Source organism: Moritella sp. 28, from assembly GCF_018219435.1.
Lineage (GTDB): Bacteria > Pseudomonadota > Gammaproteobacteria > Enterobacterales > Moritellaceae > Moritella.
The window spans coordinates 1,597,802-1,612,882 of sequence record NZ_CP056121.1 but is presented as its reverse complement, the minus strand read 5'-3'; the positions used below and the strand labels follow the sequence as shown (position 1 = coordinate 1,612,882).

The 15,081-nt window shown below is 38.4% G+C and carries 12 protein-coding genes; 8 read left to right on the top strand and 4 right to left on the bottom strand.

Features of this window, described 5'->3' with window-relative positions; all coding sequences use genetic code 11:
• Positions 1 to 206: 206 nt before the first annotated feature.
• Positions 207 to 1,397, bottom strand: coding sequence for an acetate/propionate family kinase (locus HWV02_RS07215; RefSeq protein ID WP_211679104.1), 1,191 nt, complete (start codon positions 1,395 to 1,397; stop codon positions 207 to 209).
• 407 nt (positions 1,398 to 1,804) lie between these two features.
• On the opposite strand from HWV02_RS07215, the gene HWV02_RS07210 reads away from it, so the two are divergent.
• Positions 1,805 to 3,184 carry an L-cystine transporter gene (locus HWV02_RS07210; protein ID WP_211679103.1) on the top strand — a complete coding sequence of 460 codons (1,380 nt, stop codon included), beginning with the start codon at positions 1,805 to 1,807 and terminating at the stop codon, positions 3,182 to 3,184.
• A gap of 71 nt (positions 3,185 to 3,255) precedes the next feature.
• On the opposite strand, the gene HWV02_RS07205 is transcribed toward HWV02_RS07210, so the two are convergent.
• On the bottom strand, positions 3,256 to 5,115 hold the full coding sequence (locus HWV02_RS07205; RefSeq protein WP_211690023.1) for an EAL domain-containing protein: 1,860 nt from the start codon (positions 5,113 to 5,115) through the stop codon (positions 3,256 to 3,258).
• 250 nt (positions 5,116 to 5,365) lie between these two features.
• Here HWV02_RS07205 and HWV02_RS07200 point away from each other — a divergent pair, with 250 nt between their 5' ends.
• Together HWV02_RS07200 and HWV02_RS07195 are read left to right on the top strand one after the other, a co-directional pair.
• Positions 5,366 to 7,123, top strand: a complete 1,758-nt coding sequence (locus HWV02_RS07200) for a hypothetical protein (RefSeq protein ID WP_211690022.1) — start codon at positions 5,366 to 5,368, stop codon at positions 7,121 to 7,123.
• A 223-nt stretch (positions 7,124 to 7,346) separates the two neighbouring features.
• Entirely contained in the window at positions 7,347 to 7,616 is a 270-nt protein-coding gene (locus HWV02_RS07195) for a hypothetical protein (RefSeq protein ID WP_211679100.1), read from the top strand.
• Between the two features lie 30 nt (positions 7,617 to 7,646).
• On the opposite strand, the gene HWV02_RS07190 is transcribed toward HWV02_RS07195, so the two are convergent.
• A complete protein-coding gene (locus tag HWV02_RS07190) occupies positions 7,647 to 8,381 on the bottom strand; it encodes a hypothetical protein (protein WP_211690021.1) in 735 nt (244 codons plus the stop codon).
• 288 nt (positions 8,382 to 8,669) lie between these two features.
• Positions 8,670 to 9,500, bottom strand: coding sequence for a TOBE domain-containing protein (locus HWV02_RS07185; RefSeq protein WP_211690020.1), 831 nt, complete (start codon positions 9,498 to 9,500; stop codon positions 8,670 to 8,672).
• A gap of 378 nt (positions 9,501 to 9,878) precedes the next feature.
• On the opposite strand from HWV02_RS07185, the gene HWV02_RS07180 reads away from it, so the two are divergent.
• From HWV02_RS07180 to modC, 5 genes are all read left to right on the top strand, one after another.
• Positions 9,879 to 10,976, top strand: coding sequence for a diguanylate cyclase (locus HWV02_RS07180; RefSeq protein ID WP_211690541.1), 1,098 nt, complete (start codon positions 9,879 to 9,881; stop codon positions 10,974 to 10,976).
• 137 nt (positions 10,977 to 11,113) lie between these two features.
• On the top strand, positions 11,114 to 12,274 hold the full coding sequence (locus tag HWV02_RS07175) for a diguanylate cyclase (protein ID WP_211690019.1): 1,161 nt from the start codon (positions 11,114 to 11,116) through the stop codon (positions 12,272 to 12,274).
• A gap of 137 nt (positions 12,275 to 12,411) precedes the next feature.
• Positions 12,412 to 13,209 carry a molybdate ABC transporter substrate-binding protein gene (modA, locus tag HWV02_RS07170; protein WP_211690018.1) on the top strand — a complete coding sequence of 266 codons (798 nt, stop codon included), beginning with the start codon at positions 12,412 to 12,414 and terminating at the stop codon, positions 13,207 to 13,209.
• A 17-nt stretch (positions 13,210 to 13,226) separates the two neighbouring features.
• The gene (gene modB / locus HWV02_RS07165; RefSeq protein WP_211680071.1) at positions 13,227 to 13,913 is read left to right on the top strand and encodes a molybdate ABC transporter permease subunit; all 687 of its coding nucleotides are present in this window, start codon (positions 13,227 to 13,229) and stop codon (positions 13,911 to 13,913) included.
• Positions 13,913 to 15,001, top strand: coding sequence for a molybdenum ABC transporter ATP-binding protein ModC (gene modC / locus HWV02_RS07160; protein WP_211690540.1), 1,089 nt, complete (start codon positions 13,913 to 13,915; stop codon positions 14,999 to 15,001). The genes modB and modC overlap by 1 nt, the downstream gene beginning before the upstream one ends.
• The last annotated feature ends 80 nt before the right edge of the window (positions 15,002 to 15,081 follow it).

The window sequence follows — 15,081 nt, the reverse complement described above, 5'->3', positions numbered from 1 at the left end:
GCAATGAAAAAGCGTGAAACACGGGATTTAAAGTTAACAAGGAGTTAACCGATAGGTTAATGCAATGTTACAGCCGTTGAATTTGTTATATTTAACAACATCAAACTTATTGGTGATTGTCTAAGATATTTAATGATAAATGAGCTAAAAAAAACATAAAAAAACCCGCTAAAAAAGCGGGCTTAATAATTTAGATTAAAAATGATTTATGACAACAGTTCTACAGACTGCTGTGCGATAACGAATTCTTCATTCGTTGGGATTACCATTACAACTGCTGTATCCGTTTTAGTAATAATACCGCAATTACCAAATCGAGCATCTTCATTAGCTTGTTTATCTTCTTGATAACCAAATATTTTAAGGTAATTGAGTACTTCACGACGGATCGGTAATGAGTTTTCACCAATGCCACCAGTAAAGATTATACCGTCAAGTGATTCAAGCGATACCATGTATGAAGCAATATATTTCGCCACACGGTAAGTAAATACTTGGAATGCCAATGTCGCGCCTTTATGGCCTTGCTCCATTGCTTCAACGATACCACGACAGTCACTTGTTAAACCAGATACACCCATAAAGCCTGAGTTAGTATTCAGTTCTTTATAAACTTCGTCTTGTGACCAGCCTTTTTTAAGTAAGAACTCAATGATGCCTGGATCTAAGTCACCACAACGCGTCCCCATCATAAGGCCAGCTAGTGGTGTAAAGCCCATGCTTGTATCAACACTTTGACCATCACGAATGGCACATACAGACGCACCATTACCTAAGTGAACGGAAATAAAGCTGCTTTCTTCGACAGGCTTATTAATCATTTTAGCGGCTTCACGACTAACGAAATAATGACTTGTACCATGGAAACCATAACGACGAATACCGTAGTCTTTGTAAAGCTTGTTCGAGATAGCACCAGTAAATGCTTTTGCAGGCATAGTCTGGTGGAATGCAGTATCAAATACTGCAAACTGTGGCAATGATGGGAAAGCATGCATTGCAGCTTCAATGCCTTTTGCACCAGCAGGGTTATGCAATGGCGCAAGATCTGACAGGTTACGAATTTCGTTTAATACAGATTCATCAATTTGTACTGTGCTGGTAAACTTCTCTCCACCATGAACAATACGATGACCAACGGCAACAATTTGTGAAGTTAAACCTAAACTTTCGATTAAGACAACAATGCGGTTAATCGCAAGCTCATGGTGATCACCTTCAGCTGTAATTGCTTCTTCAAACTTCTGCCCTTCGTACTTCCAGCTAACAGCCGCTTCAGGAAGGCCAAAACACTCTCCTAATCCATTAAGAATAGCATCTCCAGTGTTTGAATCGATAAGAGCAAATTTTAACGATGAGCTACCAGAGTTGATCACGAGTACAAATGAGTTAGACATGTGAATATGATTCCTGTTTCAGACTATTGTTGTGACTTGAGTCACTTATATTGTCCCCCTATTATTCAACATTCTTTGAATAATTCAACTTAATTTTACGTCAAGTTGATTAACAGCCAACATTTCGTTGATCTGAGACAGTTATGCAACGGCTAAAGTTTTCTCCCTATGAGGTAGTTATCCGCCAAAACTAATATTATAACCTCAGATTTATACTTCCACCTCCCCTCACGACTTTTTATATTACCAAATGCAATATCTAATGAATTTTAATTCTTTTAGGTTATAAGATCACTAGTGTAATCTGCTGATATAAATTTAACCAATTGTTATTAAATAGCTTAAAAAAACCGCACAAGGCAGTACTCTCTGGTTCCTTAAGCTAAAATCACCCACAGGAATTGCTCATGTCATTAGTTGTTATCGCTAACTTAGCGGTATTTGGTATCCTCATTTATTTATTAAATGGTCAACAACGAAAGGGCCACACTCTTTCACGTCTCGTTTTACTCGGCCTTGTTTCTGGTAGTGTATTCGGTTTACTGCTACAACTTGGTTATGGCGAAGGTAGTCATGTCATTCAAGAGACCCTAGCTTGGGTTGATATTGTCGGTAAAGGCTACGTTGGCTTGCTAAAAATGGTGATCATGCCATTAGTATTAATATCAATGATCTCAGCAGTAGTTAAATTAGACCGCTCAGGGTCACTCGGTAAAATCAGTGGTTTAACCATTTGTGTGTTACTGTTTACCACCATGATCTCCGCACTTATTGGTATTGGTATCGCGCAACTATTTGGCTTATCAGCTGAAGGTCTAACCGAAGGAGCTCGTGAAGTCGCGCGTGTAACCGTTATCGAATCACGTGCAGGACAAGTAAGCGATTTAAGCATTCCACAAATGTTAGTTAGCTTTATTCCAACGAACCCGTTTGCAGATTTAACAGGCGCACGTTCAACGTCAATTATTGCTGTCGTTATCTTTGGTATTCTAGTGGGTATTGCGGCTCTTAAAGTAAGTGCTGAAAATGCCGAATTAGCAAAACCAATCAATACCTTTGTTGATGTGTCACAAGCTATTGTCATGCGTTTAGTGAAAATGATCATGGCGATCACACCTTACGGTATCTTAGCGTTAATGATGAAAGTGGTGGCAACATCAAGTGCGGGTGATATTCTTAACTTGCTTGGTTTCATCATCGCATCTTACGTAGCGATCTTACTGATGTTTGTTGTACATGGTATCTTAGTTTCATTTGTTGGCGTTAAACCAACAGAATACTTCAAGAAAATCTGGCCAGTACTGACTTTTGCCTTTAGCTCACGCAGCAGTGCAGCAACAATACCATTAAACGTAGAAGCGCAAATCAACAAGCTAAACGTACCACCAGCAATTGCGAACCTGTCAGCATCATTTGGTGCAACGATTGGTCAAAATGGCTGTGCGGGTATCTACCCTGCGATGTTAGCTGTCATGGTAGCGCCAAGTGTCGGTATTGACCCAATGGACTTTGGCTTCATCTTATCGCTTGTCGCTATTATCATTGTGAGTTCATTTGGTATTGCCGGTGTGGGTGGTGGTGCTACGTTTGCCGCGCTTATCGTATTACCTGCAATGGGATTACCTGTGACTATCGCAGCATTACTTATTTCGATTGAACCATTAATAGATATGGCGCGTACCGCATTGAATGTAAGTGGCTCTATGGCAGCCGGCACAATCACCAGCCGACTGCTTAAATCAAAATCTGAAACAATAGACAGCCAAACAGAGCAAACAACGGCTTAATTTACAAGACTAAAAATACAAAATGCCTATTAGTTATCGCTAATAGGCATCTGCATCTACAAAACCAGTATTCATGATTGAATATATTGACGTGAAAACGCTGTAACACTCACAGGTCGACCAAAATGGTAGCCTTGATAAATATGCCCACCAGCATCTCGTACAAATTTCGCTTGTTCTTTATCTTCAATACCTTCTACGACAACTTTCAAACCAAAGGCCGTCGCCATTGAAATAATAGCCGTCACCAAATGCCGATTAACGGACGACGAGTTTAAGCTAGAGATAAAGCTACGATCAATCTTCACGGTACTAAACGGGAAACGATGAATATAACTTAACGATGAATATCCCGTTCCAAAATCATCCAATGCGATACGAATACCTAATGCATTAATACGCTTTAAGACTTTTAGTGTATCTTCTTGCTCACCTAAAAACACATTCTCAGTAATTTCTATTTCAAGCGATTTTGCACTAACCTTATATGTTTTTAGTAATTCTTCAATTTTGTCCACTAAGGTTAAATCTTCTAACTGTAAAGGCGATAGGTTTACGGCCACAAAAAAGTCATCATGATGACTTTTTTGCCAACAAGCTAACTGCTTAATGGCTGAACGTAAAACAAAATAGCCGACTTCGATCATCATTCCCAACTCTTCAGCAATAGGAATAAACTTATCAGGCCCAACAACACCCAATAATGGATTATGCCAACGTAATAATGCTTCAGCACCGATTAATTTTTCATTTTCGACGTCAAATAGCGGTTGATAATGCAAACTCAGTTCATCGTTAGCTAAAGCATGGGTTAATTGTGATTCCAATTGAAATCGGTCCATAAGTTCTGCTCTTAACGTATTATCAAAAAATTGATAATCTCGATGATGAGCCTGGCATTCTGATGCCGCAACACTCGCATTATGCATCAGGTCTAAGAAGTTCTTACCATGTTCTGGATAAATAGAGATGCCCATGCAACGCGTTAAACTAATGTGATTTCCTTGAAAAGGGATAGTATCGTTTAGCTCTATAAATAAGCTATCGATAATCGCCGTCAATGTGATGGCCAAATCGTCATCATCTTGCTGATAAACAAGCGCAAAATCATCATCTGACAAGAGTGCCAAATAAACCTCTGGCGGACATGACGTTTTTAGCCTATCAGCCACATAACAAGTGATATGCTGCGAGCATAATAAACCTACATTATCACGAATTTGCGTTAGGTTAGTAACACGTAAATGTATCAGTGCGGCTTTCTTTTCATACGGTAGAATCTTTTCATGAAAGTATTTTTCTAATTCATGAATGTTTGGCAGGCCTGTTAATCCATGACGGTATTTTTGATGATGAATAACTTGTGTTGCGGCAGCATGCTTATCCAATGCTTTGGCTAATCGCGTATTAACTTGCTCAAGCTCCGATGTTCGCAACGCCACTTTCTCTTCTAATACATATTGCTGATATAAGATAGTGAGACTATTCTCGACCATCGTTTTGAATAATGATAATAATCTAAGTTGTGAGTCGGTATAACTATGCTCTTTAATATCGAGCATACAGATCGTACCGAACGGTTTCCCTGTCGGCCAATTTACTGGTAAACCATAATAAGAAATTAAGCCGAGTTTAGCATCTCGATTATCACGCCAGATTCGAGACTTTAATGCATTTTCAACAATAAGTGGTCGTTGTGTATGAATAACTTCTTTACACAGAAAATTACCACTCAATGCCTCTTTATAACCAACACGGTAAGGGTTATCTTGATGTTTATTAGCAGCACAAACTTCTATATTATCTGACTGTAGTCGCATTATAAGCGATGCAGGAATCGATGATATTTCGGAGATATGCTCAATCAAACCCTGCCAATTATTCCGGATCTCAGTTGGTATTTCGAGCTTACTGTAACTTTCATTTTCCATGACTAAATGACTCTTCCAATGTCAACTAAACTATATACCTTTCTACTGTTAGGCTATCGTTATAATCTAATCGATTAGAAAAAAACAGTATTTAAAACAATATTTATCAAATAAGTCATCTGGATATACTGCAACGCTCATTAAGCGAACTAATCCATCATACCAATGGGCTCCATATTCTTGATATAATTAACGAACGAGAATAAATATACCATACTACAAATAACAAAGTATAAGATGGATGAATACAATGAAACGGATTTTAATTGCAGGTGTTTTAATTATAGCAGCCGCAGCTGGGGGTTATTTACTGACGCAAAACAACGTATCAAATAAAAAAACGATATTAGATAAACACGCAGTATTAAATTATATTCCAGAAAATACAGTCATCTTCTATGGTCAATTAGCGCCATTTCCCGTAAAACGCTATATCAATTCAATGGCTAATACTTACAGTGACTCACCGAACGATATTATTACCACCATATATGAAGATGACGATTATGATCCGACAAATACCAAACTAAATTTTTTTCTAAATTTGGCACAACGTTATCTGGAAAATATGCAAGATGCAGATACTTTTATGACTACGTTTGGTATTGCAGAAGAAATACAAGGTTACTTCTATACCCTCGGCATTATTCCAGTATTCAAAGTGGATGTAATCAATCCAGATGCAATATGGGCACTGTTAGATAAAGCAGAGGCTAAAAGTGGGTTTACCCATGCTCAACGGAAAATAAAACAACGCGAGTATCGTGCTTATACGCTCACTGACGAAACAGACCCTGAACAGCTAGAATTAATTATTAGCCAACATGACAATCTATTGACCATTACCTTTAATATAGGGTTAAACGAATCATTACTATTAGAAAATGCATTAGGTATAACACCTTTCGAACAATCGATGGCTAATTCAAACATACTCGACGAGATCATCGAAAAACACAATTTTAAGCCTCAATCAATTGGTTACATAAGCCACAAAGCAATTACCCAAGCAATTACCTCACCAAATGGAAGTTTACTTGGTCAACATATTGCGAAATTTATGCAGACAAAAGATCAAAGCCAACTACAAATATATCAACAACCCCAATGTAAAATAGAACTCAATAGCATTGCCAACAGTTGGCCACGCACGGTATTTGGCTTTCACCAATTTGACATTAATAACGATAAAACAACGTTCGATATATCGATAGTCATCGAAAGCAATAATCAAACAATATTATCCGCTTTAACACAACTAACAGGGTTCATTCCTGAATATGTAAACGACCTCAATAATACTGTTTTATCATTTGGTATTGGGTTGGATGTCGGTAGTTTATCTCCCGCAATCAATAATATTTGGAGTGAACTACAGCAACCCGCTTATATCTGCCCACCTTTACGACAGATGCAATCCGCGATTCAACAAAACAACCCTGCGATGCTAGGTGTGATGACTGCAATGGCCAATAGTATTAAAGGAATTTCCGCGGCAATCATTGATTACAGCTTAGATGAAAATAAAAGTGAACTGACCATCAAAAGTTTAGACGCAATTATTAGCTTATCAGCCAACGATCCAAGAGCATTGTTTAATATTATTTCGACTTTCAGACCTGAATTAGCTGATGTAAAATTACCAGCCAACGGTAATATTGTTGAACTATCATCGCTGGTGCCATTTTCCCCCTTGCCTGGACTGAACCCTAAGTTAATCATACATAAAGAACATATAGTTATTTTCAACGGTGCTAAAACCGAAAAAATTGCTAATGCACTTGGCGATAAACTCATAAGTGCAACAGGGATATACAGTATCTCAATCGATTACAGTAAAGCATTTACACCCTTGGTTACCGCAGCAGAGCTCAGTGGCCAAGCCGTTCCGCCCGAATTGGAAGCGCTAAAAAATTACAATCTACGTATTAACACTGGATTACAAATAAATGAACAAGGTATTGAATTATCCTCGTATATGGATTTAAAAACAAAGACCATACCATGAACCAACAAATAAACTTATTTAATAACCACTTAAGGAAACAAGGTGACTTAACAGGTTTGTTTTTTTGTAAGGCTACGTAAAAAAATCCACCTTGATAATATAGGCCATGTTATTTTACGACATTGTATTGTTAATGTAGGTCAATCCTAAATAAGTAGACGAATATACATCGAAATTTCAGTAATAATAAAAACCTGAGATAGTCACAAAGAATGGAAATAAAATGATTGTGTTCACAATAGACTCTGTCAGTCCGATCTGTACGTTACTAAAGAATGACGCTGTAATTCACCCAACAGCGTTGTTTTTTGATGATGGGATTAAGCAGCACAAAGTAACGGCATTTAAACCTGTAGAGCAATGTTTTGATGTCAATGGTATGTATCAGACCCACACCGTTGGGTACACTATTAATTTAATAAACGGCACATTGTTAAGGCTCGATATTAATGGCGCGCTGTTAAATATCCTGCCTTTCAAAAAGACAGCTTAAACAGTTAATGTTGAGGTTCACTTCGTATTTTTACTGAACCTCAATATCCACTTTATCTAAATTAATCATGCTTGTTTTATTCGCTTCTTTACTATAAAAATGAATAAATGATTCGCCCTCAAAACCGTTAAAATCAACCACGCCTGTAATTGTGGTTAGGCTATCAGTGTAAGTTACACGTTCTTCTTTCAAGTTTTCACTCACGCAACGTTCTTCTATTCCATCACTTTTACATAACGTGATAGCACCAGATAAATTAACCGTTAACCGATAAGAAAGGTACAAGTCCGCTTGAGCATCCGTAGCAACCTGATAGGTAAAAGTATCATTCGTATACTGGTAAGATAAATCTTTCAACCATAACCCTGCAGCTTTAAAAACCGTATCATGCGTTACATATAACGATTTACTATTTTTAGTAGCTACAACAACAAAGTTATACGGTTTCATATAACGTTGATGGTCACTTTCAACATATTCCATCAAATGATGAATTGCTTTTACTTGTTTTGGGTTTACTTTGTGTAACTCCACAAGTCCAGCGTCAATAACACGAATGATTTCTTTACCTAAAGCCATAATTTGCTCAGATTCAGCTCCCGTCGCCGTATAATTTACAAATTCTGCAATCGATGTTTCAATGGCTTTGAACTCAACCGTATTCAGCTCTATCGACTGTACCGTTAACGGCCTAAGCGTTTGAGACTGTTGCGCATTAACATTCACTGATAATAGCAACGTCAGTGTAATTAAAAATAGGTTCATAAAATCTCGATAATAACAAATGATTTATATCAATAACATATACTAATGTTAGCGGTGTCATGCAGTTCTAAAAATATTTTCCATCATCAATGGTTTATAATATTTACAAACATATAATCAATAAAACCTCGTGATTTTCGCGCGCTACAGGCATAACATACATCAAATATCTACTCATTATATAGGTGTAACCAACAGTTAATTGTAAGTAAATGTCAGTAAACCCCATAAATGCTCAGTAATGTAACAAATTGTAACTTAGACAATCAGCAGTATAAGGTAAGTAACTTAACTCATACAAGCCACAATTGTTTGGCTTGATGAAAATACCGCATAACACTGACCGCCAACAGTAAGGTTAAGTTGATTCGCCAACTGTGTATCAATCGACGCATAAATCATTTGTGGCACAGTGCTTTTAGCCATGTCCTGCTCGTTAAGAATCACTAAGCTCACTTCAGTTGTCTGACTATTACTGTAGATCTCATGAACGATGCTTAAGACTTGATTACTGCGTTCACCCGCTGATGTTTCAAGCGAAATACTGACCGCAGGGGCTTTGAATAACAATAAAATGGGCTTACCAACGACTAATGACAAACGCGCGCAACTACTTTGGGTTACACAAGCATTGAGTAATAAGCCACTAGCGAGTTCGACTTGAAGGCCTACATTTAAATTATCTTGGTGGGAGTCTGTTTGATTATCTAATGATAAAATAGTGCCCGATAATTGATTACGAGCACTGGTTTTTAAGGAAAAATGCCCCATTACATCCAGTAAACTATTCATTGGGATAGCCTGGTCTTGTAAAGCTTCTAATACCATATCTTGCATTTGACCGGTCAGTGCATACATTTGCAGTAGGCGCTCACCAAAGGGCGTTAATTTAGCACCGCCCCCTCCTTTACCGCCCTTTTCGCTATTTACAACAGGTTCTGGTAAACGGGTATTCATATCTTTAACCGAATCCCACGCTGTTTTATAACTCATCCCTGCTAGTTTAGCCCCCTGACTAATCGAACCACAGGCTTGTATCTGCTGTAACAACGCGATCCGTTTAGGGTTAGCAAACACTTTATCTGCAACGGAGATCGTCAGTAATGCTTTTAAATCCACGATATATTATCACCTTGAAAATTAAGTACATATTGTGCATTATCAGTAAAACAATAACAACATGGCTGTAGCCTAGTTACAAACGAACAAGATATACAGCGTAAAAAACACGCCATGGTAAAGTAGTATTTAGTCATATCGACGCAACCATCATTAATATAATGTCAGCATAATCGAGAATAAGTAAATTAATTGCAAATGATAGCGCTAACTCTACCATTACCGTATATAATCACACGCTATGTCACATTCCGTATGTGCATAAATATTGCACGACCTCATTAATGGAATTGAACGTTATTAGGAGTAACAATGGACAACCTATCCTCAAAGTCGTATCGACTACCACTCCAAAATAAATTGGTTGGTCTGTCAATTATGATTATTATTGGGATTGTTGCTTTTGTATTATTCTTCTATCATTCTTTTTCAACTAGTTTAGAAGAAGAAAAAAAAGCCCAATCCAAAAACTTTATTGAATCAGCCCTCGGTATTATTCAACACTTTCATCAGCTCGAATTATCTGAAAAGCTAACCACTGTCGAAGCTCAACAAATGGCGATGCGGACACTAGAGTCGGCAACATATGGTGATGATGGCTATTTTTGGATCAACGACAGTAAAGGCAAGATCCTCATACAACCTTACATGCCTAATTTAGTCGGCTTAAATATGACGAATTGGGCAGACAGTACTGGTAAATATATTTTCCAAGAATTTGATCGAGAAGCCAGAAAAGGCGGTGGTTGGGTTTCTTATACTTGGCCTAAATTAAACACATCTGAAGAATTCCCTAAAATATCTTATGTTGCGCACTACCCAGCTTGGGATTGGCTTATTGGTACAGGGCTTTATCTTGACGATATGAAATCCAATATTTTCTGGGCGGTATTTCGAACATCCGGTGTCTTGCTACTTGGCTTTCTCATTTTCATTATCACTATCGTTGTCATTATTAACTATTTTGTACATCAATTAAGTGAGCTATCGGTACGTGATTCCCTGACTAATTTGTATACGAAACGTTTTTTAAAAGAGATCATACCTACATTACTGAATCATAATAAAATGACGAATCATCATCTTGCAGCCATATTTATTGACTTGGATCACTTCAAATCCGTCAACGACAAGCATGGCCATGACAACGGTGATAAAGTACTGAAACACGTAGCTAGAATAATGAATGACAACGCTAAACAGAATGATTACTGCATGCGTTACGGTGGTGAAGAATTCGTCCTTATCGGCTTCTTCGATTGTGAAATGTCTGCTGTTGATATGGCAGAAATGATCCGTCATCAAGTATCTGAATTACGCTTCACCAGTGACGAATCCACTTTTAGTGTCACGTTAAGTGCAGGTATTGCACTACACCATTGTCATAGCAACCACAGTTTTGAGCACACGTTAAAACGCGCGGATATGAAATTGTATGAAGCAAAAACCGCAGGGCGTAATCGCGTATCAATTTAATTTCATTACATTAATAGTTTTATGTTCTCAAAAAAATTAAAAAATTATTAATTCTCTGATTTTTTTCTTAAAAAGGTATATTTACACATAATTTATATTCTACAATATCAACAGATTACATTATTAACTGTGTCACTATGCCTAATTTTTCAGCCTATTCGCATCGATTACCGATTCAGAATAAATTAATTGCTTTATCCGTTCTTATATTTTCGGTACTGATTGCTTTCCTATTGTTTTTTTATGATTCTTTTTCTACGAGTTTAGAAAATGAAAAAAAGGCACAATCGAAGCACCTTACCGAATCAGCAATCGGCGTGATCAGCTATTTTCATGGTCTTAGCTTGGCTGGTCAGTTATCTGATGAGGATGCAAAAAACTATGCCATGAATTCACTAAAAAATTCGACCTACGGCGATCATGGCTACTTCTGGATAAGCTCTCTCGATGGTGAGATCTTATTACAGCCATATAAACCAGAACTGGTTGGTATGAGTTTATTAGATTGGCAATACACAGATGGAACCCACCCTTTCCGCGATGTTAGCAGAGAAAGGCGTAAAACTGGTGGCTGGATCACCTACCTTTGGTCTAAAAATGATTCATTAGAGCAATTTTCCAAAATAGCCTATGTGAGTTACTTCGCTCCTTGGGACTGGTTAATTGGCACCGGTATATATCTTGATGATATGGAAGAAAATGTATTTTGGACTGTCTCAAAAGCGACCGGTATTTTACTTTTTGGTTTTGTACTATTCATTGGCGTATCGACCCTTACTATCAACTATTTTATAAATATACTCTCTAAACAGTCCGTTCGTGACTCGTTGACCAAGCTCTATTCCAAGCGTTTCCTAGAAGAAGTGATTCCAGGCATGTTAGAAAATGAAAAACGTCATAATCGAGCGCTAGCAGCCATATTTTTAGATATCGATCATTTTAAGAAAATCAATGATACTTATGGCCATAATTGTGGCGATCAAGTACTACAAAAAGTAGCCCGTGTTATGATGGAATGCACACGTACTGGTGATTACTGTATTCGTTATGGTGGTGAAGAGTTTGTTATTATCGGCCCCTGCGATAATAGTAAAAATGTAATTGCTGTCGCAGAACGTATAAGAAAACAAGTATCAAACTTAGTATTCACGCACGATGGTACAGCGTTTAACGTCACCTTAAGTGCTGGAATAGCCCTACATGATCACGCCAAATCCTCATTTGATGAAACGTTAAACGACGCGGATATGAAATTGTTCGAGGCAAAAACAGCTGGGCGTAACTGCGTTGTTATCTAGCACTAAATCAAACGAATAAAATTTAGCCTTGTTAATTTACGTTAACAGGGCTAAAATTTACCAATCGATATATAGCTAGGTATATAACGGTTGCATATTTACCTCGCATTCAAGAAAATATACATAAGGGATTGTTCATGACACAGAGATATCGCAGCAGGTTAAAACAGCTCATTTCCATTATTTTAGTTATTTTCAGCAGTAATGTTATGGCTAAAGAGCGTTTAACTATCTTTGCAGCGGCCTCATTAACTAACGCCTTAACAGAAATCGGTGATACGTTTAGAGCTGACGCAATAGCAAACCCAACAGAAATAAATCCGGTATTCTCTTTTGCTTCATCTTCAACCTTAGCAAGACAAATTGCCCAAGGGGCACCCGCTCAAATCTATTTATCCGCAAATCAAAAGTGGATGGATTACTTAGTGAAACAAAAAGCGGTTGCGGCAGACTCTCGTGTGACTTTGTTACGTAACTCACTCGTGCTCATCGCCCCTAGTACAAGTCCATTAAATAACATCGTATTAAATAAACACTGGAATATCACGCATGCAGTGGGTGATAGTCGAATCGCAGTTGGCGATCCCGATCATGTACCAGCTGGTCGCTATGCTAAACAAGCATTAGAAAGTTTAGATTTATGGCAAAAAGCGATGCCGTTATTAGCCCGTACAAGTAATGTTCGCGGTGCATTAGCGCTAGTCGAGCGTGGTGAGTCACCATTTGGTATTGTGTATGCGACTGACGCACAGATATCCAGAAAAGTAAAAACGGTTGCGACCTTCCCAGAAAATAGCCACAAAGCCATTGAATATCCTCTGGTCATTGTCGGTCATGATACTAATTCCGCCACCAGAATATTCTACCGATACTTGCAAACAAAAACTGCACAAGCAATATTTGTTAAATACGGTTTTAAGGTACACTCTATTTAAGGTCAATAACGTTGAATTTGTTAAGTGATTATGAAATTGCAGCCTTGCTGCTGAGTTTAAAAGTATCGAGTGTGGCAGTGTTATTCAGCCTGCCCTTTGGTATCGCTTGCGCGTGGATATTAGCCCGTTGTGAGTTTCCTGGTAAGTCACTGTTTGACAGCCTAATTCACTTACCTTTGGTCTTACCGCCCGTGGTGATTGGTTATATTTTATTAATCTCTATGGGTCGTCAAGGCAGCATTGGTGCGATACTTTATGACTGGTTTGGCTGGAGCTTTAGCTTTAGTTGGCGTGGTGCAGCATTAGCGGCTGCGATCGTCTCGTTTCCGTTAATGGTACGTGCGATCCGTTTGTCATTTGAAAGTGTTGATAGTCGTTTAGAGCAAGCCGCGCGAACCCTAGGTAGTAATCGCTTACGCGTGTTTTTTACCATTACACTGCCGTTAACCTTACCCGGTATTGTTTCTGGTATGGTACTGGCCTTTGCTCGCAGTTTAGGTGAGTTTGGTTCAACGATTACCTTTGTGTCTAATATCCCTGGTGAGACGCGTACTATTCCACTCGCCATGTACTCTTTTATTCAAACTCCAGGTGCTGAGCATGAAGCCGCACGCTTGTGTGTGATTGCTATTGTTATTGCCGTATTATCGTTAACGGCATCGCAATGGCTAGCCAAAAAAGCCCAACAGCGAGTCGCGTCATAATGTTAACTATTGATATAAAGAAAAAACTGGGTGATTTGGACTTACAGGTGAATGCACAAATTCCGATGCAAGGTATCTGTGCTGTGTTTGGTCGTTCTGGTGCAGGTAAAACATCGTTGGTGAATATTCTTGGCGGGTTATCAACACCAGATAAGGGTCAGCTAACTTTAGGCGATACGCATCTTTACCACCAGCAACTGCGAGTTAATTTACCGCCTGAACGTCGCCGTATTGGTTATGTCTTTCAAGAAGCGCGTTTATTCCCCCACTACAGTGTGCGCGGTAATCTCAATTATGGTAATAAAGATAAAGACCAAGTTCATTTTGATTTAGTGGTGAAGTTACTTGGTTTAGGTGAGCTATTAAAGCGTTATCCATCAACCCTGTCTGGCGGTGAAAAGCAGCGTGTTGCGATTGGTCGCGCCTTGCTAACACGGCCACAAATGTTATTAATGGATGAACCATTAGCAGCGTTAGATTTACCCCGTAAGCGTGAGCTTATTCCTTATTTGTTACAGCTATCGAAAACCCTTAATTTACCCATTATTTATGTAAGCCATAGCTTAGATGAGATCTTACAGCTGGCTGATACCATGCTGGTATTAGATAAAGGGAAAGTGTTAGTTAACGGTCACTTACAAGCTGTTTGGGACAGTGCAGAAATGCGACCTTGGTTGCCAGCCAAAGAACAAAGCTCACTGTTAATGGCGACAGTAACAGCGCTTAATAAAGGCTATCGCATGAGTAAGTTATCACTCACTGATGGTACTTACCTATGGATCAATGGTTTGCCTTTACCTGTGAGCAGTAAACTGCGTGTACGTATTCATGCTAACCATGTATCTCTGTGTAAAACACGTCCACAAGACAGTAGTATTCGTAATATTCTACCGACGACAATTACCGAGATTATACATTCAGAATCAAGTGATAATGTGCAGGTTAAATTGGCGTTTGGCGATGACCACATATGGGCGAACATCACCCCTTGGGCATGTGATGATTTAGCACTAACAGTTGGGCAAAGTGTATATGCTCAGATCAAAGGCGTAAGCATGACTGAGAGTGAGTTAGCGCAGTCGTTTTGATCATTATTTTTTGATAGTTCAATACTAAAAATAGCTTTACCTATCAAAATAAACACTTACCCTTTAAGCTATTAAACATT